Below are 21,892 nucleotides of genomic sequence, written 5' to 3' on the forward strand. Positions count from 1 at the left end.
GTCATGCGCGCGATCGGATTCGACGAGAACGGCGGGCCCGAGGTGCTGCGCACCGTGGAGGTGCCGACCCCGCAGGCCGGTCCCGGAGAGGTCCTGGTCCGGGTGGCCTACGCGGGAGTGAACTACGCCGAAGTCCAGCACCGCCTGGGCGACTTCGGCCCGCCGAGCCCACTCGACATCCCCGGTACGGAGGCCTCTGGGCATGTCGCCGCGCTCGGCGAGGACGTCGGCGGGCTCGCCGTCGGGGATCCCGTCGCCGTGTACCTGCCCGACGGCGGCGGCTACGCCGAGTACGTGGTCGCCCCGGCCCGCTTCACGTTCCCGCTGCGCACCCCATGCGGCGAGATCGACCTGCGCACCGCCGGCGGGTCCGCACTCGTCCTGCCCACGGCCTACGGCTTCCTCGCCGGAGCGGCCCGGCTCCGCCCCGGCGACAGCGTGCTGATCCACGCGGCGGCCGGCGGCGTGGGCTCCGTGGCCGCCCAGATCGCCCGGGCACTCGGCGCGGACGCCGTGTACGGCACCGTCGGCAGCGCCGACAAGGCCGAGTACGCCAAGCGTTTCGGATACGACGCGGTCTTCCTGCGGGAGGACTTCCCCGACGCGGTGCGTGACGCGACCGACGGGCAAGGCGTGGACGTGGTCCTCGACCCGGTGGGCGGCCCCACCCGTGTCGCCAGTCTGGACGTGCTGGCCCCCTTCGGCCGTGTCGCCTTCTACGGCGAGGCCGCTCGCCACCCCGACCTGAACCTGCCGCTCCTTCCCCTCTGGAAGAACAACCGCGCGCTGACCGGCTACAACATCGGTGACGTCTCCCGACGTGCCCCCGTCCTCCTGCGAGCCCATGCTCTGGCGGCCCTGGAACTCGTCGCCTCCGCAAGCGTGCACATCGATGTCGCCGATGTCCTTCCGCTGGCTGCCGCCGCCCGGGCGCACGAGCGGATGCAGGCGGGGCTCAACGTGGGGAAGACCCTGCTGACGGTGCGAGCGGAGGAGTGATCGGCCGTAGACGCTACGGACGCCCGGCCAGGAACGGCAGCACCACCTCGGCCACCTCGTCCGGCACCTCTTCGGCGAGGTCGTGGCCCGCGCTGAAGACATGACCGGTGACGTCGTGGGCGAAGAGCCGCATCTGGGCCTCGTTCCGGTCACCGATGAACGCGTCGCCGCCGAGCGCCAGGACCGGGATGTCCAGCTTCTTCCGTGCGGCCTGCCGGTTCTGCTCGGCGTCGACGAGCATCGCGCGGTAGATCGCCAGCATCGCGCGGATGCCGCCGGGCATCGAGTAGCAGCGCACGTATTCGTCGACGGCTTCGGGGGTGGCGGTGTCGGGGTGGCTGCGTTCGAACTTCAGCATGTACGTGATGAGTTCACGTTCGTGCCCGGCGATCAGCATCTCGGGTACGTCCGGCTGGAAGTAGAAACCCAGATGCCACAGGTGCATGCCGCCGGAGACGTTCTCCGGTGTGAGCGCCGTGTAGTCCTCGAAGCCGAATCCCGGGAACAACGCCTCGGCGAACACCAGGGCGTTGACGTGGTCGCGGTGTCGGGCGGCGAGTTGGTAGCCGATCACGGCTCCCCAGTCCTCGCCCATCACGCTGTAGGACTCATGCCCGAGGTTGCTCATCAGCGCGGCGATGTCGTCGCTCATCGTCGCGGAGTCGTATCCGTCCGCGGGACGGGCGGAGTCGCCGAGGCCACGGAGGTCGGGCACGACCACCGTGTACCGCGCCGTCAGCCTGGGGACGAGGTGCCGCCAGTGATAGCTCGTCTTGGGTACGCCGTGCAGCAGTACGACCGCCGGGCCGGACCCGGCGGTGCGGTAGTGCAGGCTCGTTCCGTTGACGGTGGCACGCCCTGTACGGACGGGGTCTCCGTGATGGTCGAACATCAGTTCCTCGCGGTCTCGGGGTCGGGCAGGTCGATGACGACGCGGCCCGGTCGGTCGCTGTCGGCGGTTGCCGGACCGGCGTGTCCGGTGTGGCGCAGGGCGACGTTCTCCGGGTAGAGGCGACCGAGCAGTGCCAGCGCCACCAGGTCGTCCTGAGCGGTGGCGTCCACGGTGACCTCGCCTGCCTCCGTCCACACCAGCCCGGGTGCGCGCAGCACGTCCCACAGGTCGGCGGTCCGGGCTTCGCCGGCCGGTGCGGTCCCGGTGGTCGGGGTGTGTCGGGCGAAGCGGTGACCGCGCAGGGCCTGGCCGAGATCGACGCGCGCGGGAGTGCCGTTGCGGGTCACTTCGATGTGGGCGGTGCGTGTCCCGTCGCCGGCCGACCCGGTCACGACACGGCCCGTGGTCGGCCCCGATGTTCCGGTGGCGGGCGGCAGGTCCTCGACGAGCGTGCGGGGCGCGGCGTAGTAGTCCTCCGCCTCGACGACATACGTGGTGGTGTCATGGGCCGCGGGACCGGGAGCGGGGCGCCAGGTCAGCAGATACCTGGGGGCGGTGAGGGGCGATCCGTCGACCACGGCGGGCAGGACGGTGCCGTCGCCGTGGTCGAAGCCGTAGCCGCCCGGGCCCGAGGTGCCGGTGACGACGTGTCGGGCGAAGTCCACGATGCCGGTGTGCCGGATCCGGCGGACCAGGAGTTCGGTGAGGAAGGCGTCGCGGGCTCGCTCGGTGTGCCGTAGCCCGGTCGGGGTGACCAGGAGCGGGACACCCTGCCAGTTGGTGAAGGGCAGCAGGGCGTCGCGCAGCAGGACCATCTGGTGCAGCCACTCGTTGTAGAGCTGCATCGTGACGGGCCCGCCGCGACGGCCCATGAGCAGGTCGGTCGCGGGGTGGGTGAGCAGGTGACCGTAGCAGTGGCTGCGGACGACCAGGGGACCGGCGGGCATCGGTATCCGGTGGGTGAGCAGCCGGTCCAGCGTCATGGTCGCCCATGTGGCGATCTCCCGGCCCAACGCCTCGGCCTGCGGGGCCAGTTCCCGGATTGCCGGGGCGGGGTCCGCGCCGCCGGGCAGCGGCAAGGAGGTCTCGCGGGTGCCGAGGCCGAGCGTCGCGTGGATTTGGGCATCCAGCACCTCCCTGTCGACGCTCTGCAGGGCATCGACGACCCCTTGCAGCAACGGCTCGGTGCCGGTGAAGAACTGACGGGCCGTCATGGTGCCGACCTCGGGGAAGGTGTTCCATCGGGCGCCGCCGAGAGCGGGTGCGGTCGAGGTCTGTGAGGGGGGCATGGATCCTCCGGTGTGGTCGAGGAAATGGCGTGTGGTGGTGCCTACGCCTGGGACGGCAGGAAGAGCGGCAGCTTTCTGGATCGATCGATACGGATTGAGGGCATGAAAAAATCAGTCGAGGACCGCCAGGGCGACCTCCACGAGGGGTTCGAGGGCACGGACGTCCTGCGTGATCTTCGCGGAGACGAGCAGCCCGTTGAGGAAGGTGACGAGGAAAGTGGCCAGGGTCCGCGGGTCGCGACCCGTCGAGATCTCGCCCCGTTCCGCCGCCGCGCGCAGCACCTCTGCGAGCGCCTCCCGGCTGGCCTCCTGCATGTCGCGCACCGTGCGCCGGGTCGCCGGGTCCTTCGGCAGACGCTCACAGACGGCGTTGACCGCGAGGCAGCCCCGGCCGCCGTGCTCGACAGCGATGCGGACCCGTTCGACGAGCATCGTACGGATCGCGGAGCGGGCGTCCGCCCCCTCGTCGAGGCTCCGCAGGGCGTCCGCCGCGAGAGTGGTGCGGTAGTGCTCCAACGCGGCCCGGTACAGGCCGTCCTTGTCGCCGAACGCCGCGTACAGGGACCCCTGTCCGATACCGAGGTGCCCGGTCAGGTCGCGCACCGAGGTGGCCTCGTAGCCGCGCGTCCAGAACAGTTCCATCGCGCGGCTCACCGCCGCCTCGGTGTCGAATTCCCGGGTCCTTGCCATGTGCCGACTGTAACCTATCTGGATCGCACGCTCAAGAAAGCGCCGCGAGCCGGATCCCGATCCGCTCCCGGGTCAGGACCGGACGGTCGAGACGTCGCGGGCGGGCAGTTCGAGGCCGAGGTTCTCGCGCAGCGTGAGGCCGGTGTAGTCGGCGGCGACGATCTTCCGCTTGCGCAGTTCGTGCAGCAGACCGTTGACGACGAAGTCGTGCTGTCGCGGATCGGCGAGACCGCTCAGGGAGATCACGTCCAGCACGCCCGCCCTGAAGCGTTCCTCGACCGCGTCGGCGAGTTGCTCGGGGGTGCCCGCGGCGGCCCAGTGTCCGGTGTCCTGGGCCGCGACGATTAGTTCCCGCAGTGTGTAGCCCTGGCGCGCGTAGCCGGTGAAGATGTCGACCCGGCCGCGGCGGCGGTTCACCGACGTGACGTCGGGCAGCAGACTCTCCGGCAGCGTCGAGTCGAGGGGGACCTCGGAGAGGTCGACTCCGCCGCCGAGCATGTCGGCCACCCTGGCCCGGCCGCCTTCGAAGTCGATCGACTCCCGCCTCTCGCGGACGAGTCGCTGTGCCTCCTCCTCGGTGGCGCCGTAGGTGGCGTGGAACGAGCTGAAGATCAGCGGCAGTCCGTCGGCCCTTCCCAACTCCTCGGCCTGGCCGCGGATCTTCCGGGTGAAGTCCAGCGCGTGGTCGAGGGTCGGGAGCGAGGTGAAGACGATCTCGGCGTAGCGGCCGCCCAGTGCCGTGCCCGCTTCGGACTGCCCGGCCTGGATCTGCACCGGGCGCCGCTGCGGGAGCGGCGGGATGTTCAGCGGGCCGGCCACGTCGAAGAACTTTCCGGAGTGGTGGATCGGGTGGACCCGGTCCCGGTGCAGCACCGCCTTGCCGTCCGCGCCGACGGTCAGCGCACCGGGTTCCCAGCTGTCCCACAGCGCGTTGACCACCTCCAGCGTCTCGGCGGCACGCGCGTAGCGCTCCTCGGGGCTGGGCAGGTCGCCGGGGCCGAAGTTCTCCTCACCGATCGAGGAAGTCACCAGGTTCCAGGCGGCCCGCCCGTTGCTGACGTGGTCGAGGGTGCCGAACAGCCTGGCCAGGTTGAACGGGTGGTGGAAGGTCGTGGAGACCGTGGCGATCAAACCGATCCGCGAGGTCACCTGGCTCAGGGCGGACACGAAGACCAGCGGCTCCTGCGAGCCGATCGCGCCCTGGGCGTCGAAGCTGAGCAGATCGGCGGTGAACAGTGCGTCGATCTTCGCTTCCTCGGCGAGCTTCGCCACCCGGACTGCGGTGTCCAGGGTGGACCGGGTCGGATCGACCGCCAGGTCGTAGGTCTCCGATGTACCGCCGGCTCCGGTGACGGTTTTCAGCGTGCGGGGCTGCATCGCGCTCATGACTCGTCCATTCTCGTCTCACCGATGCCGGTGTCGTCGCGGCCGGTGGGGTTTTGGGGTGACGGAGTGCCACGGGTGCGGGTCAACGCCCGGACACGCGAGGTCGGTAGCGGCCAGGCACGCGAGAGACGCGGGCCTGCCGGGAGAGAGCCGGAGGGACCGGTCAGCGACAGAGCGCGGTGTGAGTCCGGCACAGGTCGACGTGCCGACGCTTCGTGCGGACCGGGAGCAGAGCCGCGGTGCGGACCGGCCTGAGGGGAGTTGTCCTCACTGCGGCTCCCCTCGGCCCTGACGTCGGCACCGGACGGTGCCGCGGTGCGCGGTGCGCAGGCGCTCCGGGCTCGTGTCCGGCGCCTGTCGGGCAAGCGCATGATCTCCCGTCGCCGCACGGAGCTGCAAGCCCGTCCGCGCGCGGACCTTCGGCGACGGCGGTGTCAGGAACCGGTCCGGGCATCGCTCATGGGGACGTCGAGGCCGATGAGTTGGCCGACCAGGACGCCGAACCGTAGGTCGAGGCGGTCGGCAAGGCGGTCGCGCAACTCCGTCAACCGGCGGATACGGGCGTCGAGTTCGGCCAGTCGCCGGATGGCCACCTGCGGGACGACGCACGTGTCCGGGTAGGGCCCCGTGCGGACCGGTGGCACCTTCGGGCGGCCGGGCAGCGCGTCGAGGATGTCGATGAGGAGACGCACGTCGCCGATGGTGAGGCCGGAGTCCAGCAGCTCGCGGACGGCGTGCAGTCGGCGTACGTCGTCCTCGCCGTACTCCCGCTGTCCCGACGACGTACGCCGTGCCGTGACCAGGCCGCGCTGCTCGTAGTAGCGCAGGGTGCGGGTGGTGACACCCAGGGCTGCCGCCACGTCGCCGATGCGCATTCCGTCCTCCGGGAGTCGGGTGGCCGGCGACTACAACTCCACGACCACCGTGCCGATGTGGTGTCCTTCGAGCAGTTCCATCAGGGCGCGGGGTGCCTGGTCGATTCCGGACAGGCGGGTGTGCGGGACGGTGACCGAGCCCTCGCGGAACCAACGGCCGAACGTCTCCTGGTATTCCGCCAGCGCGTCCCGGTGGCGCGCGCCGCTGACGCCGCGGAGCTGGATCCCCCGCACGATGAGCGAGTAGGTGTCGATCTCGACGGGCGCCGTGTTCTCGCCCGGCACCTGTACGGAGAGCGCTCCGATCAGCCCCACCCGGGCACCGGGCCGGGCCAGGGCCAGCGCGGCTCGCAGCTGCTCCCCGCCGACGGTGTCGACTACCGCGTCGATGCCTTCGGGGGCCGCCTTGCGCAGCTGTTCCTCGATCGGTCCCGCTCCGCGCAGCACGACCGCGTCGTACCCCAGTGTCCCGACCAGGTAGTCGGCCTTGCGCTGTGAGCTGGTGCTCCCGATGACCCGGTCCGCCCCGCGCAGGCGGGCGAACTGCCCGGCCATGGTGCCGAGTCCGCCCGCCGCGCCGGAGACGAACACCGTGTCCCCCTCGCGCACTTCGGCTCCCCGGACGACGCCGATCCAGGCCGACGGCCCCTGCGAGAGGTACGCCACCGGGTCCGGCAGGACCGTCAGGTCGACTGGTTGCACCGCGTCGGCCTCCACCACGGCGTACTCGCGGAACCCCGCCCAGTGCGACACCAGATCACCGGGGCGCAGCGTCCCGCCCTCGGGGGCCGTCACCACCTCACCGACGGCCGGAGCCGACAAGGGCCGACCGACCTCGAACGACGGCATCGGCATCCCCGTGTCTCCCCTCATCAGGGTGCGCAGGGAGGCGGCGACGCTCATCAGGCGGTTGCGCACCAGCGCCTGCCCGGGTCCCGGTTGCGGGACGGGAACCTCCGCCACGGTGAAGTGGCCTGATTCCAGGGCACGTTCGGGACGGGAGGCGAGACGGACCTCGCGATGTTCGGCGGGGATGTTCGACGGAGACATCTACAGGCTCCTGAAGGGGTGTTGACGGCCGCACACCACGTGCGGCGTCCCCGACGTTAAAAGTTGACGCGCACGTCAAGGTCAAGCCCGAGCGGACGGTCCGGCCGATGCCGCTCGCCTGTCCGCACCTGCCATTGACGTACGACGATGTCGCTCCGTACGATCACGATCGGCATCGAGTGTCAGCGTCAAGCCCTGGCTTGCTGACCGGCAACCCTCCGACGCGGTGGGGTGCTCCAGGTGAAAGCCCGGCAGGATCACCGAGGATCTCTGCAAGCGCGAGACCCTGTGGCCGGGGTCGGAGATGTGGAGGACGGTCGTGCGACACAACAGTGCCCCGAGTGTCTCCATCGCCTCCCTGACGGCCGCGACAGTGTTCTCCCGGTTCTCGCGCCGCCGTCACATCGACCTGCAGCGCTTCACCAGCTGTCTGTGTCGCGCCTGACCGCCTTGACCACGTCCGTCTGACGTCCGTCGCGGCCTGTAGGCGCTTTCCCGCAACCTCTCGCGGTCCTGTCCAAGTTCACGGACGGGTGCCGCAACCGCCGCGTCCTTCCCGCCCGACACCCCCAACTGCACTGCCCGCCATCGGCGTTGCGCCGACCGGAGCGGCACGCCCGCGCGCGCAGCCGTGATCCGCGGGGCACCCCATGCGTAGTGACACGAGTAGGAGCACCCTCCGTGAGAGCACATCCGGACATCCGGCCCACCCGATGGGCGGCGCTGGCCGCCCTTCTGACCACCAGCGTCCTGCTCACCGCCTGCGGATCCGGCAGCAGTGGCGGCTCGGGCAGCGGCGGTGGCCCGGCGAAGTCCGGTGGCACCCTGACCTTCGCGGTGGGCTCCGACGCCGGGTGTGTGGACCCGCAGCAGGTGGCCAGCAACGACACCATCTACTCGGTGCGGCAGCTCGTGGACTCCCTCACCGACCAGGATCCCGAGACCGGCGAGATCGTGCCGTGGCTCGCGAAGAGCTGGGACATCAGCTCCGACGCGACGGCGTTCACCTTCCATCTCAGATCGGGTGTCACCTTCAGCGACGGATCGAAGCTGACCGCCCAGGTGGTCAAGGACAACTTCGACGCGGTGCCGAAGCTGGGTGCGCTGGGCACCCTCGCCGAGGGCTATCTCAGCGGCGTCACGAGCACGACCGTGGTCGACCCGCTCACCGTCAAGGTGACCTTCAAGCAGCCCAACGCCCAGTTCCTGCAGGCCACTTCGACACACTCGCTGGGCATCGAGTCGTCGGCGAGCGTGAAGCAGAGCCCGCAGCGGAAGTGCAGCCAGGGAGTGGTCGGCTCCGGTCCCTTCACGCTGAAGCAGTACGTGCAGAACCAGTCGATCACCCTGGGCAGGCGCACCGGGTACGCCTGGGGTTCCTCGCTGTGGCACAAGAGTGGCGAGGCCTACCTGGACAAGGTCGTCTTCAAGGTCGTGCCCGAGGCGGGCGTGCGGGCCGGCAGTCTCCAGTCCGGGCAGGTGAACGCGATCAGCAGCGTCGGCAAGGCCAACGAGGCGGCTCTCAAGGGCGGCCAGGTCACCCTTCAGCGGCGGGCCAACCCCGGCGTGGTGTTCGGCCTGGCCTTCAACAACGCGCGGCCGGCTCTGAAGGACGCGCTGGTACGCCAGGCCATCGGGTTCGCCATCGACCGGGGGCAGATCGCCGACACCGTGTTCCCGACCGGAACCCAGCCCGCGACCAGCGTCCTGGCGCACACCACACCCGACTACGCGGACCTCTCCTCGGACCTGACGACCGACGCGGCAAAGGCCAAGTCCCTGCTGGAGGCGGCCGGTTGGAAGACCGGCGGCGACGGCATCCGCACCAAGGACGGCAGGAAGCTGACCCTGACCGTCGACTGGATACCCAACTCGGCCACCAACCAGCCCGCGTTGGAGCTGATCCAGCAGCAACTCAAGGCGGTCGGCGTCGCCCTGACGCTCAAGCAGCTCCAGGTCACCCAGCTCGCCCCGACACTGCAGTCGGGCGACTACGACGCGGCGTGGGGGAACATCACCCGGGCCGACCCGGACATCCTGCGCAACTCCTTCTCCACCAAGCTCGCCAACTTCTACCGCGTTCCCGTGACCGAGCTGGACAGCGCGCTGACCGGACAGGCGGCGACCACGGACGCCACGAAGCGCAAGCAACTCGTCCAGCAGGCACAGCAGTTGATCGTGCGGAACGCCTACTACGCACCCGTGGTGGAGCTCCAGACCCAGATCGGCGTGTCGAACAAGGTGCACGGCCTGAACTTCGACGCCTCCAGCCGGATCCAGCTGCACGACACCTGGATCGGCTGACGCATGCGCCGCTATGTGATCAAACGGCTCGCCCAGGCGGTCGGGGTGCTGTGGGCGGCCTACACGGTGTCCTTCCTGGTGCTCGACTTCCTGCCCGGTGATCCGGTCACGGCCATGGCCGGTGCCGGAATGGACTCCGGTCAGGTCGATCCGGCACAACTGACCGCGCTGCGCCACGAGTACGGCTTCGACAAACCGGTCCTGGTGCAGTACGCCGACTACCTCGGCAAGGCGGTGCGCGGGGACTTCGGCGACTCGGTCTCGACCGGCCGGCCGGTGTCCTCGACGCTGGCCGACGCGCTGCCGCAGACACTGCAGTTGACCGGTGCCGCGCTGTTGCTCGCGGTGTTTCTCGGCGGCGGTCTTGCGGTGCTGGCGACCTACACCTCGCGGCGCTGGCTGCGCCAACTGCTGCTGTCGTTGCCGCCGTTGGGGGTGTCGGTGCCGACGTTCTGGGTGGGGCTGCTGCTCGTCGAGTCGTTCTCGTTCCGCCTGCACTGGTTCGCGGCCTTCGGCAACGACGGGCTGCGCGGGCTGATCCTGCCGGCGGTGACACTGGCGGTCCCCACCGGTGCGCAGGTCGCTCAGGTTCTCGCCAAGAGCCTGCTCACCGCGCTGGATCAGGCCTATGTGGAGACCGCCCGCGCCAAGGGCGCCGGCCGTTGGCGAATCCATCTGCGGCACGCGCTGCGCAACGCGTCGCTGCCGGCGCTGACGGTCGTAGGCCTGCTGGTCGGGCAGTTGATCGCCGGTTCGGTGGTCGTCGAGACAGTGTTCTCGCGTGACGGTCTCGGCCGGGTGACGGCCGCCGCGGTCACGGCCCAGGACATCCCGCTCGTCCAGGGCGTGGTGGTGTTCGGAGCGCTGATCTTCGTGGTGACGAACCTGGTCGTCGATCTCGTCTATCCGCTGCTGGACCCGCGGATCGTGGTGGCCCCGGGCCGGAAGGCGGTTGCCGTATGAGCCGGGATCTGGTCGACGACACCGCCGCCGATGCCGCGCTCGGTTTCGCCCGGCCGGTCGAGCCCGGCTCCGACCCCGGGCCGGCACACCGCGTCGACGTGCGGCGCATCCTGCGGTTCCTGGTGCGCCGCCCGGGCCTGCTGCTGTCGGTCCTCCTCGTCGTGCTGGTGGTGCTGGCCTCCTTCTGGCCGGGGCTGTTCACCTCGCGCGATCCGCTGACGGGAGTGCCGTCGCAGAACTTCCGCGGCCCGAGCGGCGCGCACTGGTTCGGCACGGACGAACTGGGCCGTGACGTGTTCTCCCGCGTGGTCCACGGCGCCCAACTGTCCCTGAAGGCAACGCTGATCGCGGTGGCGGTCGCGTTCGTGGTCGGCAGTCTGATCGGTCTGGTCGCCGGGTTCGTCGGCCGCTGGGTCGACGACGTGCTGATGCGCTTCGTCGACGTCCTGCTGTCGATCCCCGCGCTGTTCCTGTCCCTGGCCCTGGTCACCGCGCTGGGCTACGGCACGGTGAAGGTGGCGGTCGCGGTCGGCATCGCCAGCGTCGCGAGCTTCGCCCGGGTCACCCGGGCCGAGGTGCTGCGGGTGCGCCAAGCGGTCTTCGTCGAGGCATCACGCGCGTGCGGGACCCGCTGGTACGCGGTGCTGGGCCGGCACGTACTGCCCAACGCCGCGGGCCCGGTGATCGTCCTGGCCACCCTCGACTTCGGCTCCGCGATCCTGGCCGTCTCGGCCCTGAGCTTCCTCGGCTACGGCGCCCCGCCACCGGCACCGGAGTGGGGCACGCTGATCTCCGACGGCCGCAACTACCTCGCGAACGCATGGTGGTTGACCGCACTGCCCGGGCTGGCGATCGCCGCGACCGTGCTGGCCACCAACCGCATCGCACGGGCACTGGACGGCGAATGGTCCAGGCAGCGATGACCGGCACCCCGACGAACACGCCTGGAACGGACGACGACTTGAGTACGACACCGAGCACCGAGCCGGTCCACCCCGAGCAGGGCGCCGCGCTGGAGATACGCGGCCTGTCGGTGTCGTACCGCACGCGCGGCGGCATCGTGCGGGCGGTGCGGGACGTCGACCTCGACGTGCGGCCGGGCGAAGTGACCGCCGTGGTCGGCGAGTCCGGGTCCGGCAAGAGCACCACCGCGCATGCCGTCACCCGGCTCCTGGCACCGAACGCCCATATCGACGCCGGCACGATCCGCTTCGGACGCCACGACCTCACCACACTGACCGAGGCGGAACTGCGCACCGTACGCGGTGCGCGGATCGGCCTGGTGCCCCAGGACCCGTCCGTGTCGCTCAACCCGGTCAAACGCGTCGGCGAACAGGTCGCCGAGGTGCTGCGCATCCACGGTCTCGCGACCCGGCGTTCCGCACCGGCGGAGGCGATCGACATCCTGAACCGGGCCGGGCTGCCCGACGCGGCCACCCGCGCACGCCAGTATCCGCACGAACTCTCCGGCGGAATGCGGCAACGGGCCCTGATCGCCATCGCCCTGGCCGCCGGCCCGGAGCTGATCATCGCCGATGAGCCGACCAGTGCGCTCGACGTCACCGTGCAACGCGTCATCCTCGACCATCTCCAGCGCCTCACCGAGGAGTTGGGGACGGCGATCCTGCTGGTGACCCACGATCTCGGCGTCGCCGCCGACCGGGCCCAGCGCCTGGTCGTCATGTCGCAGGGCCAGGTCGTCGAGGCAGGTCCGACCCGGGACGTCCTCGCCGACCCCCAACACGCCTACACACGAAGGCTGTTGGCGAGCGCACCGAGCCTGGCCACCGCGCGACCGCGCACCCCGGTCGCCCCGCCCGCACAGACCGGGTCGACACCGCTGGTCGAAGTACGGGGCGCGGTCAAGGAGTTCCGGCTCCCCCGTGCGGGCGGCGGATCCCGGACACTGCGCGCGGTCGACGACGTCAGCTTCACCCTCCACCGGGGGCAGACCCTCGCGCTGGTCGGCGAGTCCGGCTCGGGCAAGTCCACCACCGCCCGCCTGGTGCTCCGCCTGACCGACGCGACCGACGGACACATCCTCTTCGACGGCGAAGACGTCACGACCGCCCGCGGCGCGCAGGCCAGACATCTGCGCCGACGCGCGCAACTCGTCTACCAGAACCCGTACGCCTCGCTCGACCCCCGCTTCTCCATCGGCGAGGTGATCACCGAACCGCTGCGCGCCTTCAAGGTCGGCGACCGCGCCTCCCGCCTCGCACGCGCCCGTGACCTGCTCGACCGGGTCGCGCTGCCCGCGTCGACGCTGGAGCGCCGTCCGGCGGAACTCTCGGGCGGGCAGCGCCAGCGCGTCGCGATCGCCAGGGCCCTCGCACTCTCTCCGGATCTGGTCGTCTGCGACGAGCCGGTGTCCGCGCTCGACGTCTCCGTCCAGGCCCAAGTCCTGGACCTGCTGGCCGAGTTGCAGGCCGACACCGGAGTGGCGTACCTGTTCATCTCGCACGACCTGGCCGTCGTACGCCAGATCGCGCACCAGGTGGCCGTCATGCGGGCGGGCCGCATCGTCGAGACGGGTGCCCCCGAGGACCTCTTCACGCACCCCCGCCACGAGTACACCCGCGAGCTGCTCGCGGCGATCCCCGGCCGCCGGGACGACCACGACCTGAGGACGCGGACCGCATGACCATCACCTCCCTCGCCTTCCTCGCCCCGGGCAACTTCGCCGACGACGCCCCGTACACCGGTCTGGAGGAGACCCTCCAACTCTTCGGGTACGGCGAGGAGTTGGGCTACGACGGGGCCTGGATCCGGCAGCGGCACCTCGAACACGGTGTGGGTTCGGCCGCGGTGTTCCTCGCCGCGGCCGGCTCTCAGCGGCCACAGCCGCAGCCGCGCAACCCCGGTCTGGTGGACCGCATTTGGTACGGCGGCGGCAGCCTTCGCTCGGCCCGTTGGGCCGGCGAGCACGGACTCAACCTGCTTTGCGCCCGAACTGGGCTGGCGGCCCGCGCAGTTGGAGGCCTCGCGATGAGTTCCGTACGACTGGAGGTCCACGACCCGGGAGCCGTTCGCCGCCGGGCATCGCTTCAACGGCGAAGGCTCGTCAGTCCTGCGGCGGCACCGACGGGTCGGCCGCCCGCGACCCCGCGTCGGGGGCGTGGAAACAGGCGCTGACCGACTTGCCGTGACGGCAGGGGTGCGACTCCCAGGTATCCGCCACCGCGTCCACGAGGAGCATGCCCCGTCCGCCGAGACGATCCGTACTGGCCTCGCGGGGTGTGGGCAGGTCGCCGGACTTGTCGTGCACGGTGACATGCAGACAGTGGTCGTCGCACGTCATCACCAACTGGGCGCTGCTGTGGGCATGCCGGTGCGCGTTGGTCACCAGCTCGGAGACGGTGAGCAGTACGGCGTCCACCGTTTCCGGAGCGGTGGTGGTCCAGTGCAGCCCCTCAAGATGCCTGCGCGCCCAGTCCCGGGCCGATTTCATTTCGCTGTTCAACGGAAGCGTGCGGGCCCAGCCGACTGCCCGGAGCGACGAACCTTCCACAGCGATCATTCCTCCTTGGGTGACGGGTGCCGCTCACCAGGTGTACTCAGCGGCGGCCGCGGAGTTTGCCCAACAGGCGCCGGGCCTGGGCCTGGCGGCGCGGGTCGGCAGCGGCTCGGCGTACCTGTTCCACTGTGCGTCGCCCCTGGGGGCTCCTGACGAACCGCTTGATGCGCTCCATTACGCCCGACATGACGTTCCTCTCCTCGAAGCACCGCGTTCATCGCACCGCGTTCATCACTGTCCCGACTACCCCGCTCCCGCCGACTCAGCCCTGTCACCTGGTACTTGCTGGGCGCGGAGGGGTGTCAGGAGATGACCCGGAGCCGCCCGTGGGACCCGCGGCGGAGTCGGTCGACGGCCTGCGCCGTGCTGTCGTCGGCAGGGAGGAGGACGATCAACTGCTGTGCGTCCGAGGGGAGTTCGAGGGTCTCGCGGAGCAGTCGGAGTTCGTACCCCGACGGGTGGCTGAGGCGGAGTGCCCCGCGTCGGGGAACCACGTGCCGGTTCAGCCGGCGGGTGAAGTCGGGGCCTGCGGCGCGGGCGAGTTCCGTCGTGAACCACTCGGAGTTCGCCACGGACGGTCCGAGCCACAGGTCGAAGGCCTGCTCGTCCGCGACGTCGTCCCAGTCCGTGAAGAACGTCCGCGCGCGGGGGTCGGTGAAGACGTAGCGCGTGAGGTTCGGTGTGTCCGTGTCGAGCAGTCCGGTGCCGCGCGTCACCGACTCGTAGCCGCTGGTGTGGGCGAGGACGTCGCCCAGCCGGTTGGTGACCATGGCGATGCCCGGTTCCAGCAGGCGGATCGTCTCCAGGACCGACGGGCGGACCTCACGGCTCGGCGGCGCGGGGCGCGTGTGCGTGGGGCATGCACCGCCGGTGATCTTCGTGAGGTAGCGCAGGTGGTCGCGCTCCGAGGAGTTGAGGCTGAGCGCGTCGGCGAGCGCGTTCACCACCGCCACCGAGGGATTGCGGTCGCGGCCCTGCTCGATACGGGTCAGGTACTCGACGCTGATGCCGGCCCGCGCGGCGAGGTCCGAGCGCCGCAGCCCCGGTGACCGGCGGCGGCCGTGATCGGGCAGTCCCAGCGACTGCGGCTGGATGCTGTCCCGCGTGGTCCGGATGAAATCCCCCAACGGCGAACCCATGCCGTGAGCTTACGACGCCGCCCGCCGGCCGCGGAGTGCTCAGCGTGGCCCTGCGGGGGCCAGCCTGAGCACGGTCTGGCTGCTGGTCCCGTGCGGTCCGATCGTGGTCGGCATGGAGAACAGACCTCAGCTGGTGATCATCGTCGGAAGCACGCGTGAAGGGCGGTTCGGCCCGGTGGTGGCCTCGTGGGTCGAGCAACAGGTCGGCCCGCACGGTGTTTTCGACGTCGAGGTCGTCGATCTGGCCGCCGTCGACATCCCGTTGGCGCTGCCCGCGGCTTCGCCGAAGTACGCCGGCGACGACTATCCCCGGCCGGGATGGCCGCGCTGACGTCGGCCCTGACGCGCGCCGACGCCTTCATCGTGGTCACGCCGGAGTACAACCACAGCTATCCCGCGTCGTTGAAGGCCGCCATCGACTGGCACTTCACCCAGTGGGCGGCCAAGCCCGTCGCCTTCGTCAGCTACGGCGGTACCGCGGGCGGCCGACACGCGGTGCTGCACCTGGAGAACGTGCTGACCGAACTGCACGCGGTGACGATCCGCGACGGCCTCTCCTTCCCGAACTACTTCACGGCGTGCCAGGACGGCCGTCCGCTCGATCCCCAGGCCCCTGTCTACGCCCGCACAGTGCTCGACCAGCTGGCCTGGTGGGCGGTCGCGCTGCGGTCGGCGCGGGACGCCGTTCCCTACCCGGGGTGAGCGGCCGGTTCGCTCGGCTTCGCCGCGGCGGCCAGGCCGGGTTGGAGGCGGCGGGCCGCGTTGAGGTGGTCTGCGGTCCAGATGATCCGGACGGCTGTCGCCGTGGCGTGGCCGTCGTCGCCGCGCAGGTCACGGCGGAGGGAGTGGACCAGGCGTGCCTCCTCGTCGGAGTCGCGTGCGAGCGGCGCGGGCACGGCCGTGTGCCGGCCGAGGCCTACGGCCAGTTCGCGGTACCAGTCGGCGAGTCGGCCGACGGTGTCGAGCAGGGTGAGCCGGGCCTCGGAACGGTCGGGTTCCATCGGTTCCTCACCGCCGTTGCGCTGCCACAGTTCCAGTACGGCGTCCGAGGCGAGGCGCAGTCCTACGATCCCGGTGACCAGGGTGGTCATGTCGGACAGCCGTACCGGCTTGGCGCCGCGTTCGGCGAGGTAGCTGCGGAAGGCGTCGTCGAGCCTGCGGGCCGCGGCGGCCGCTTGCCGGCCCGCTTCCACCGGGGCGTCGGTCGGGATGCAGCCGATGCTGCAGCGACTGGCCGCGTACTCCACCGCGTCGGCCAGGTAGCGGGCACTCTCGGTGTACGCCGCCGACAGTGCCTGCTCCACGGCGGCCGCCGCGCCGCGCGGCCAGAAGAACAGGCCCACCAGGACGCTCACACCGCAGCCGAGGGCGATGTCCTCGATCCGCAGCAGCACGATGTGCCAGTCGGGGTCCTGGCCGATGTTGAACAGAATGACCAGGGTGACGGTGAAGGCCGCCTGGCCCGCCGCGAACGAGATGGCGGCGGGCGCGATGCCCGCGATGAGCACGGCGACGGGCAGCAGGAACCAGAGCACGGTGCTGTGGTGCCCGATGAGCTGGAGCAGCCCGGTCCCGATCAGCGAACCGACCAGTGTGCCGCCCAGGGCCCGGAGCGCGTTCTGCCCGGTGTTGAGCGCGTTGGACCGCAGCACCGACAGGGTTCCCAGCAGGATCCAGAACGAGTGCTGGACACTGGTCACGTTCGCCAGGGCCACCGCGATGCCGAGGCCGAGCGCACCCCGGAGACTGTTGTGCAGCCAGACCGAGCGCGGCTCCAGGTGTGCGGCGGCACGCTCTACGGCGGAGGCCAGCGGCTGGGTCAGCGCACCGGGTTCCGTGCCCAGCAACCGCTCGGGCCAGCTGCGGCGCTCGGCGGCCGCGGCCAGGTCCACGTTGCCGGCGATCTGGAGGGTGGCGTACCCCAACTCCTGGGCGCGGAACGACAGATCGAGGGTCTCGATGAAGGCGCGGACCTCCGATTCCGTGCCGGGTTTCGGCCGGTGCACGGGCAGTCGGTGGGTGGCGCGGACCTCCATGCCGTCCATGGCCGTACGCAGGTTCACGAGGGCGGCGCGGAGGGCGTCGGGCGCGTTGCGCGGCGCGTCGAGCATGGCGGCGGCCTCGTCCAGGGCCGTGGCCGCCGCGCGCCGTACGGCGTGCGCGTCGGCGTCGCAGGCCCCGCGGTCCTCCAGCGGCGGGCCGCTGTCGGCCACGATGGCGCTCAGCCAGGTCAGTTCGTCGACCAGCCGGACCAGGGCGCGGGAACCGGCGGACAGGCCTGTGGGCCGGTAGAGCGTGGCGTCGAAGGCGGCGCGGAGGTCCGCGGCCGCGGCGGCGGCCTGACCTGCGGTGACCGCGCACTGCCGGGTGGTGGCCGCGTCCGGTCCGCCGGCCAGCCACGAGGCGTCGGTACGCAGTTGCTCCGCGGCCGCGCGGCAGACCCGGGCGGCGGGTGCGCTGAGCGGGTCCGCGGCGGGCCGGGGCCACAGCAGCGAGATCGCGAGCATGGCGGCGGCCGCCGCGAGGCCCGCGCCGGCGAGCCGTTCGGGCAGCTGGGACAGCGGGGCGGGCGAGGTCACCGGGAGGATGAAGGCCAGCAGCAGTGCGGTCGTCGCGCCCGCGAGGACGGAGCTGACGACACCCGAGAACAGCACCAGGAAGCCCACCACGACCATGACGGCGACCGCGAGCCAGGTCGTCCGGGCCACCAGCGTGCCGAGGCAGATGAGCACCGCCCAGGCCACGGCCAGCCCCACGTGCGCCCGCAGCCGCTGGACCATGGGCCCCGTGAACTCCACCAGCAGAAGCATCGAGAACGACCCGAACGCCGCGTAGGTCGCCATCGTCGCGGAATGCAGCACCTGGCTGCACAGGGCGAACAGCGCGGGCATCACCAGCGCGGTGCGCGCGGCCCGGCGGGTCGCCACGAGTCCCGGATCATGGGCGCGCAACCAGGCGGGGATCCGCCCGGGCAGGTCGCGCCAAGGTACGGCCATACGCTCGCGCACCTCCTGTCGGCACAGCACCCACATGCCCCGCTGTCCCCGAGTATCCGACATACACGGTGCCCCCACACTGCGCCGGGCGCCGGGGACCGACGGGAGCGGGGCCGGGTCCGGCGCCGGATCATGGGCTGCCGCAGGTGGGTCACGGCTCGACGACAGCTCGCGGGCAGCCCCACGGTCAACAAGCCCCCGCCGCGGTGAGCAGGGCGGCTGTCTCGGGATGCGGACCGTTGCTCGCCCAGTCCAAGGGCGACCAGCCCGTGCCGTGGTCTTCCCGTACGTCCGGATCGGCGCCGTGGGCCAGCAGTTCGCGCACCGTCCCGGTGTGCCCCCAACACGCGGCCGCGCACAACGGCGTTCCCTCCGCGCCGACTCCGCTGCTCTCGGTGTCGGGGGCGGCACCGGCCGCCAGGAGCAGCCCGGCGATCACGGCCTCTCCGTTCACCGCAGCCGCGTAGAGAGGTGTGGTGCCCTCGCTGTCGGCTCGTTCGGGGTCAACTCCGGCCCTCAGTACCGACGTTACAGCGACCGTGTCACCTCCCTGTATTGCTCCGAAGAGACGTCTGGAGAGCTTCTTCTGCCGCCGCTGGTTCATGGGCCGAGATTAGGGTTGAGCCGCGAGGCGGAGCCAGCCATATCCGCCGCACTTCAACTCGTACGCCGGTAAGGGGAGCCCGATCGGACCGTGTGCCGTCCAACTCGGATTCCGCGGAGAGCGATCGCCCTGTGCGCGAGGTGTCCGGTACGGCGAGCGCCGGGCACAGTGGGTCCATGACAGTGGGATTCAGCGGTGCTGTGGCCGAGTACTACGCGGAGTTCCGGCGTGGGTACCCTCCTCAGGTCTTCGATGTCTTGGAAGACGCCTTCGGGCTCTCTCACGCCGATGTCGTGCTCGACGTGGGGTGTGGCACCGGTCAGCTCGCTCTTCCCTTCGCTTCACGGGTTCGCGCGGTGATCGGGGTGGATCCGGAGCCGGACATGTTGCGGCTGGCCCGGCACGCGGCGGAGGCCCAGGGGGTTCGGAACGTGACCTGGGTGCTCGGTGCCGATGCCGATCTCCCGGCGCTGGGCGGGCTGTTGGGAGAGCGGTCGTCGGCGCTGATGGTCGTCGGCCAGGCGCTCCACTGGATGCGGCACGATGAGCTGTTCCGCGCCGCGGCGCCGCTCCTGCGTACGGGCGGGGGCATCGCGGTGATCTCGAACGGCACGCCGTTGTGGTTGCAGGACAGTCCCTGGTCCCGGGCTCTGCGCGGTTGCCTCGAAGACTGGATGGGCACCCCGCTCACAATGACCTGCGGCACCAGCAGCCGTGATCGGCTGAGGTATGCCGAGGCGCTTCGGTCGGCGGGCTTCGACGGTGTGCGGGAAATGGTCGTCGAGTACCGCGGTGAGCTCAGCTTCGACCAGCTGTTCGGCGGGGTCTGCTCGGCGATTTCCGCCGATCGGTTGCCCGGGCGGGACGAGCGCGACGCCCTTGCCGAGCGTATCCGGCAGGCACTCCCCACCGGCGAACCGTTCACCGAGACCGTGCGGGTGACCATGCTCGTGGGACAGGTCCAGGCGGACGCCGAAGCCTGATTCTCACGGCAGTTGATCAAGGCTCCTCAAGGACCTCAAGAAGCCTCAAGGAGGATTTGGATCCCCAGTGACTCATTGCCGTTCATCGTGGTCACTGGGATGGTTCGGGTGCTGATGGTTTCGAAGCCGGCGAGCAGCGTGGTGAGCCATTCCCGGGAGTGGTGGCGGCAGACGGCGCCGTCGTCGGTCTCGAACACGCCATAACTGTCGTAGAGGGCGGCGTAGTTGTCGTAGCGGTCGCGGTTGCGCTCGTCGTCCTGCAGGAGAAAGTCGCTGATGTAGAGGAAGCCGCCCGGCTTGAGGATGCGGTTCAGTTCGGCGATCAGGCGGCGTTGGGACTCGTCGCCGGGGATGCAGGTCAGCACGGCGAAGAGCAGTATCGCGTCGAATTCGGCGTGCGGGGTGGGCCAGGTCGGCGGTGTGTCGAGTGTGGTGAAGTGCCTTGTGGGGTGCAGGTGTTGGGCCCGCCTGATCATTTCCGGTGAGGTGTCGGCGCCCGTCAGGTTGGTGAAACCGTGCCGTTCGAGTTCCGCCATGGTGCGCCCGTAGCCGCATCCGTAGTCGAGAATCGCGGCGTGTCTGCTGATCCCGCGCAGCCAGGGCAGGTGGAGTGGGTGGGTGAACGTCTTTGTCGCCGCGGCGGCATCCCAGTAGGGGATCTGGCTGTTCGGATCGGACAGATACCCATGTGACCGTGGCCGCACGACCGCTCCCTTCAATCACCCTGAGAAGCGTGCTGGTTGGGAGCGTCCCCAAGGCTCTCGTGCCGTACACCCCCTGCGTCAGACGTCGCCCTCGCTCAGAATTCCGTACATCCGAGTGCGCGACAGTACGGAGTTCGCGGCGGCGTCGTCGGCGACATCAGGGGTCGGGTCGGCGAGGAGTTGGTTCAGCAGGGCGTCCGTCGCCCGGGGGTGGCGGGCGACGCCGCGGCGGAGGAACGGCTCTGGCGCGGCGGCGAGTTGGTGGAGGACTGCCACCGGTAGCTCGGGGTCCCGCAGGGCGACGTAGCGGACGTGCGGGTCCGGCTCGGTGGCGAATGAACGGAGCGTGTGGCGCGGGAAGTTGGGGTGTTCGACGAGCGGTGGCCTGACGTGGAACGCGTCGCCGTGGGCGCGTACGAGACGCTCCAGGACTTCCGGTGGTGTGTCCGGGCGGCGTGCCGCGGTGCGGCGGACGCCGAGGTCCGAGTCGTCGTCCAACCGGCGCCATGCCTCCTCGGGCAGGTCGCGGCAGGACGCCAGGACGCGTCGGAACACCGGCTGGCGGCAGTCCAGATAGGTCAGCCGCTCGTCGAGGGGTGCAGTACGCAGCCAACTCGGTTCGGTGAAGCTCCAGTCCAGTGCCACTTGGGCCGCGATGCTTCCGGCCTCGCGTTCGGCTTCCACGAGCGCGTACAGCCGGTCCCGGGTCTCGGTGTCCACGTGACGGCTCTGCGCGACCGCCACGCGCACGCTCGGGTCGTCGACGTCCAGGAGACGGGCGACCATCTCTGCGGACAGGTGCGGGTTCCCGGCTACGGCCTGACGGATGCGCTCGTCCTCGGTCCGCATCAACTCCGCGAACTGGTCCGGTGTGAGCGGGACGTAGCGTGCCACGTTGGCTCGCACGGCCGGGTCGGCGAGACATCGGGCCGTCCATTCCGGTGGGACGCCCGGGTGCGGCCGTACGGTGGCGGCTGTCCGGACCTGCGGGTCCGGGTCGGCGAGCAGTTCCGCCTGGACCGTCATCGGGCGGTCGTGCCAGGCTCGCGCGACCGCGGCTCGGAGCCGCGGATCCCGCGCGTCGGCAAGCTCCGTTCGAGGCCTGCCGTAGACCTCCTCCAGCAACGCGATGCCGACCGCTTCCTCAAGGTCCACCATGAGACGGACGAAGTCCGCGCGTCCGTCACGGATCGCCGGATCCGGATGCTCGGCGATCCTGCGGCGCATCTGCGGGGAGATCCAGTCCTCGCGCAGCTTCATCGCCACGTCCGCGCCGTCATGTGTCAACAGAGCCTCCACCACGGCGTCCGCCAACTGCCCGCCGCGCAGGGGCAGACCGTGCCGTCCGGCCGGGTGTGCGGTCAGGCGGACCAGGACGTCCTGGGGAGCGGCCGGGTTGCGCGCCAGCCCGGAGAGCCGCGGATGCGCGAGGGAGGTCATGCGGTCAACCTAGTCGGCGCCCGCCGACGGCTCGTCGGCTCCTGACAGGCCGACCTCGGCC

Annotated in this window: 21 protein-coding genes, 1 pseudogene and 1 riboswitch; of the genes and pseudogenes, 9 read left to right on the top strand and 13 right to left on the bottom strand. The window is 70.7% G+C overall.

Annotated features, from left to right (window positions below; all coding sequences use genetic code 11):
* Positions 1 to 3 precede the first annotated feature (3 nt).
* The gene (locus SPR02S_RS45125; RefSeq protein WP_019063647.1) at positions 4 to 999 is read left to right on the top strand and encodes a quinone oxidoreductase family protein; all 996 of its coding nucleotides are present in this window, start codon (positions 4 to 6) and stop codon (positions 997 to 999) included.
* Positions 1,000 to 1,012: 13 nt separating this feature from the next.
* Here the strand turns inward: SPR02S_RS45125 and SPR02S_RS45130 are convergent, their stop codons facing one another.
* The 6 genes from SPR02S_RS45130 to SPR02S_RS45155 all read right to left on the bottom strand — a co-directional run bounded on the left by SPR02S_RS45130 (position 1,013) and on the right by SPR02S_RS45155 (position 7,181).
* Positions 1,013 to 1,894: an alpha/beta fold hydrolase gene (locus SPR02S_RS45130; protein ID WP_026151460.1), complete on the bottom strand. Its 882-nt coding sequence runs from the start codon at positions 1,892 to 1,894 to the stop codon at positions 1,013 to 1,015.
* On the bottom strand, positions 1,891 to 3,180 hold the full coding sequence (locus SPR02S_RS45135; RefSeq protein ID WP_019063649.1) for a hypothetical protein: 1,290 nt from the start codon (positions 3,178 to 3,180) through the stop codon (positions 1,891 to 1,893). Before SPR02S_RS45135 ends, SPR02S_RS45130 begins: the two co-directional genes overlap by 4 nt.
* Before the next feature lie 111 nt (positions 3,181 to 3,291).
* Positions 3,292 to 3,870, bottom strand: coding sequence for a TetR/AcrR family transcriptional regulator (locus SPR02S_RS45140; protein WP_019063650.1), 579 nt, complete (start codon positions 3,868 to 3,870; stop codon positions 3,292 to 3,294).
* 72 nt (positions 3,871 to 3,942) lie between these two features.
* The gene (locus SPR02S_RS45145; RefSeq protein ID WP_019063651.1) at positions 3,943 to 5,256 is read right to left on the bottom strand and encodes an NtaA/DmoA family FMN-dependent monooxygenase; all 1,314 of its coding nucleotides are present in this window, start codon (positions 5,254 to 5,256) and stop codon (positions 3,943 to 3,945) included.
* 434 nt (positions 5,257 to 5,690) lie between these two features.
* Positions 5,691 to 6,131, bottom strand: coding sequence for a MerR family transcriptional regulator (locus SPR02S_RS45150; RefSeq protein WP_019063652.1), 441 nt, complete (start codon positions 6,129 to 6,131; stop codon positions 5,691 to 5,693).
* Between the two features lie 30 nt (positions 6,132 to 6,161).
* The gene (locus tag SPR02S_RS45155) at positions 6,162 to 7,181 is read right to left on the bottom strand and encodes an MDR family NADP-dependent oxidoreductase (protein ID WP_019063653.1); all 1,020 of its coding nucleotides are present in this window, start codon (positions 7,179 to 7,181) and stop codon (positions 6,162 to 6,164) included.
* 171 nt (positions 7,182 to 7,352) lie between these two features.
* Positions 7,353 to 7,466, top strand: a riboswitch (SAM riboswitch).
* Positions 7,467 to 7,485: 19 nt separating this feature from the next.
* Between SPR02S_RS45155 and SPR02S_RS66340 the strand changes: the two genes are divergently transcribed.
* The 6 genes from SPR02S_RS66340 (at position 7,486) to SPR02S_RS65345 (ending at position 13,583) form a co-directional block, all read left to right on the top strand.
* Positions 7,486 to 7,626: a putative leader peptide gene (locus SPR02S_RS66340; RefSeq protein ID WP_373283427.1), complete on the top strand. Its 141-nt coding sequence runs from the start codon at positions 7,486 to 7,488 to the stop codon at positions 7,624 to 7,626.
* Between the two features lie 236 nt (positions 7,627 to 7,862).
* Positions 7,863 to 9,485: an ABC transporter substrate-binding protein gene (locus SPR02S_RS45160; RefSeq protein ID WP_019063654.1), complete on the top strand. Its 1,623-nt coding sequence runs from the start codon at positions 7,863 to 7,865 to the stop codon at positions 9,483 to 9,485.
* A gap of 3 nt (positions 9,486 to 9,488) precedes the next feature.
* A complete protein-coding gene (locus SPR02S_RS45165) occupies positions 9,489 to 10,448 on the top strand; it encodes an ABC transporter permease (RefSeq protein WP_019063655.1) in 960 nt (319 codons plus the stop codon).
* The gene (locus SPR02S_RS45170; protein WP_019063656.1) at positions 10,445 to 11,371 is read left to right on the top strand and encodes an ABC transporter permease; all 927 of its coding nucleotides are present in this window, start codon (positions 10,445 to 10,447) and stop codon (positions 11,369 to 11,371) included. Before SPR02S_RS45165 ends, SPR02S_RS45170 begins: the two co-directional genes overlap by 4 nt.
* The gene (locus SPR02S_RS45175) at positions 11,353 to 13,092 is read left to right on the top strand and encodes a dipeptide ABC transporter ATP-binding protein (RefSeq protein WP_019063657.1); all 1,740 of its coding nucleotides are present in this window, start codon (positions 11,353 to 11,355) and stop codon (positions 13,090 to 13,092) included. Before SPR02S_RS45170 ends, SPR02S_RS45175 begins: the two co-directional genes overlap by 19 nt.
* On the top strand, positions 13,089 to 13,583 hold the full coding sequence (locus tag SPR02S_RS65345) for a hypothetical protein (RefSeq protein WP_026151461.1): 495 nt from the start codon (positions 13,089 to 13,091) through the stop codon (positions 13,581 to 13,583). The genes SPR02S_RS45175 and SPR02S_RS65345 overlap by 4 nt, the downstream gene beginning before the upstream one ends.
* Here SPR02S_RS65345 and SPR02S_RS45185 read toward each other — a convergent pair.
* The 3 genes from SPR02S_RS45185 to SPR02S_RS45190 all read right to left on the bottom strand — a co-directional run bounded on the left by SPR02S_RS45185 (position 13,513) and on the right by SPR02S_RS45190 (position 15,104).
* The gene (locus SPR02S_RS45185; protein WP_019063658.1) at positions 13,513 to 13,968 is read right to left on the bottom strand and encodes an ATP-binding protein; all 456 of its coding nucleotides are present in this window, start codon (positions 13,966 to 13,968) and stop codon (positions 13,513 to 13,515) included. The genes SPR02S_RS65345 and SPR02S_RS45185 overlap by 71 nt on opposite strands.
* Before the next feature lie 37 nt (positions 13,969 to 14,005).
* Complete coding sequence (locus SPR02S_RS64205) at positions 14,006 to 14,152, bottom strand: hypothetical protein (RefSeq protein ID WP_169389453.1); 147 nt, start codon at positions 14,150 to 14,152, stop codon at positions 14,006 to 14,008.
* A gap of 115 nt (positions 14,153 to 14,267) precedes the next feature.
* Entirely contained in the window at positions 14,268 to 15,104 is an 837-nt protein-coding gene (locus tag SPR02S_RS45190; RefSeq protein ID WP_019063659.1) for a helix-turn-helix domain-containing protein, read from the bottom strand.
* Positions 15,105 to 15,216: 112 nt separating this feature from the next.
* On the opposite strand from SPR02S_RS45190, the pseudogene SPR02S_RS57795 reads away from it, so the two are divergent.
* A pseudogene (locus SPR02S_RS57795) lies at positions 15,217 to 15,806 on the top strand (NADPH-dependent FMN reductase).
* On the opposite strand, the gene SPR02S_RS45200 reads toward SPR02S_RS57795, so the two are convergent.
* Together SPR02S_RS45200 and SPR02S_RS45205 are read right to left on the bottom strand one after the other, a co-directional pair.
* On the bottom strand, positions 15,794 to 18,100 hold the full coding sequence (locus tag SPR02S_RS45200; RefSeq protein ID WP_019063660.1) for an FUSC family protein: 2,307 nt from the start codon (positions 18,098 to 18,100) through the stop codon (positions 15,794 to 15,796). The pseudogene SPR02S_RS57795 and the gene SPR02S_RS45200 overlap by 13 nt on opposite strands.
* 187 nt (positions 18,101 to 18,287) lie before the next feature.
* Positions 18,288 to 18,704 carry an ankyrin repeat domain-containing protein gene (locus SPR02S_RS45205; protein WP_026151463.1) on the bottom strand — a complete coding sequence of 139 codons (417 nt, stop codon included), beginning with the start codon at positions 18,702 to 18,704 and terminating at the stop codon, positions 18,288 to 18,290.
* A gap of 200 nt (positions 18,705 to 18,904) precedes the next feature.
* Here SPR02S_RS45205 and SPR02S_RS45210 point away from each other — a divergent pair, with 200 nt between their 5' ends.
* Complete coding sequence (locus SPR02S_RS45210; RefSeq protein WP_245607735.1) at positions 18,905 to 19,687, top strand: class I SAM-dependent methyltransferase; 783 nt, start codon at positions 18,905 to 18,907, stop codon at positions 19,685 to 19,687.
* A gap of 35 nt (positions 19,688 to 19,722) precedes the next feature.
* On the opposite strand, the gene SPR02S_RS45215 is transcribed toward SPR02S_RS45210, so the two are convergent.
* Both SPR02S_RS45215 and SPR02S_RS64580 read right to left on the bottom strand, forming a co-directional pair.
* A complete protein-coding gene (locus SPR02S_RS45215; RefSeq protein ID WP_019063663.1) occupies positions 19,723 to 20,391 on the bottom strand; it encodes a class I SAM-dependent methyltransferase in 669 nt (222 codons plus the stop codon).
* 78 nt (positions 20,392 to 20,469) lie between these two features.
* Positions 20,470 to 21,831: a hypothetical protein gene (locus SPR02S_RS64580; RefSeq protein ID WP_019063664.1), complete on the bottom strand. Its 1,362-nt coding sequence runs from the start codon at positions 21,829 to 21,831 to the stop codon at positions 20,470 to 20,472.
* Between the last annotated feature and the right edge of the window lie 61 nt (positions 21,832 to 21,892).

Origin of the sequence: Streptomyces prunicolor NBRC 13075 (assembly GCF_000367365.1) — a bacterium.
In the GTDB taxonomy this organism is placed as follows: Bacteria; Actinomycetota; Actinomycetes; order Streptomycetales; family Streptomycetaceae; genus Streptomyces; species Streptomyces prunicolor.

Bases quoted from the DNA above. Each gene is read 5' to 3' on its own strand.
- SPR02S_RS45125 (WP_019063647.1), top strand. From the start codon at position 4: ATGCGCGCGATCGGATTCGACGAGAACGGCGGGCCCGAGGTGCTGCGC.
- SPR02S_RS45135 (WP_019063649.1), bottom strand. From the start codon at position 3,180: ATGCCCCCCTCACAGACCTCGACCGCACCCGCTCTCGGCGGCGCCCGA.
- SPR02S_RS45140 (WP_019063650.1), bottom strand. From the start codon at position 3,870: ATGGCAAGGACCCGGGAATTCGACACCGAGGCGGCGGTGAGCCGCGCG.
- SPR02S_RS45145 (WP_019063651.1), bottom strand. From the start codon at position 5,256: ATGAGCGCGATGCAGCCCCGCACGCTGAAAACCGTCACCGGAGCCGGC.
- SPR02S_RS45150 (WP_019063652.1), bottom strand. From the start codon at position 6,131: ATGCGCATCGGCGACGTGGCGGCAGCCCTGGGTGTCACCACCCGCACC.
- SPR02S_RS45155 (WP_019063653.1), bottom strand. From the start codon at position 7,181: ATGTCTCCGTCGAACATCCCCGCCGAACATCGCGAGGTCCGTCTCGCC.
- SPR02S_RS66340 (WP_373283427.1), top strand. From the start codon at position 7,486: ATGTGGAGGACGGTCGTGCGACACAACAGTGCCCCGAGTGTCTCCATC.
- SPR02S_RS45165 (WP_019063655.1), top strand. From the start codon at position 9,489: ATGCGCCGCTATGTGATCAAACGGCTCGCCCAGGCGGTCGGGGTGCTG.
- SPR02S_RS45170 (WP_019063656.1), top strand. From the start codon at position 10,445: ATGAGCCGGGATCTGGTCGACGACACCGCCGCCGATGCCGCGCTCGGT.
- SPR02S_RS45175 (WP_019063657.1), top strand. From the start codon at position 11,353: ATGGTCCAGGCAGCGATGACCGGCACCCCGACGAACACGCCTGGAACG.
- SPR02S_RS65345 (WP_026151461.1), top strand. From the start codon at position 13,089: ATGACCATCACCTCCCTCGCCTTCCTCGCCCCGGGCAACTTCGCCGAC.
- SPR02S_RS45185 (WP_019063658.1), bottom strand. From the start codon at position 13,968: ATGATCGCTGTGGAAGGTTCGTCGCTCCGGGCAGTCGGCTGGGCCCGC.
- SPR02S_RS64205 (WP_169389453.1), bottom strand. From the start codon at position 14,152: ATGTCGGGCGTAATGGAGCGCATCAAGCGGTTCGTCAGGAGCCCCCAG.
- SPR02S_RS45190 (WP_019063659.1), bottom strand. From the start codon at position 15,104: ATGGGTTCGCCGTTGGGGGATTTCATCCGGACCACGCGGGACAGCATC.
- SPR02S_RS45200 (WP_019063660.1), bottom strand. From the start codon at position 18,100: ATGGCCGTACCTTGGCGCGACCTGCCCGGGCGGATCCCCGCCTGGTTG.
- SPR02S_RS45205 (WP_026151463.1), bottom strand. From the start codon at position 18,704: ATGAACCAGCGGCGGCAGAAGAAGCTCTCCAGACGTCTCTTCGGAGCA.
- SPR02S_RS64580 (WP_019063664.1), bottom strand. From the start codon at position 21,831: ATGACCTCCCTCGCGCATCCGCGGCTCTCCGGGCTGGCGCGCAACCCG.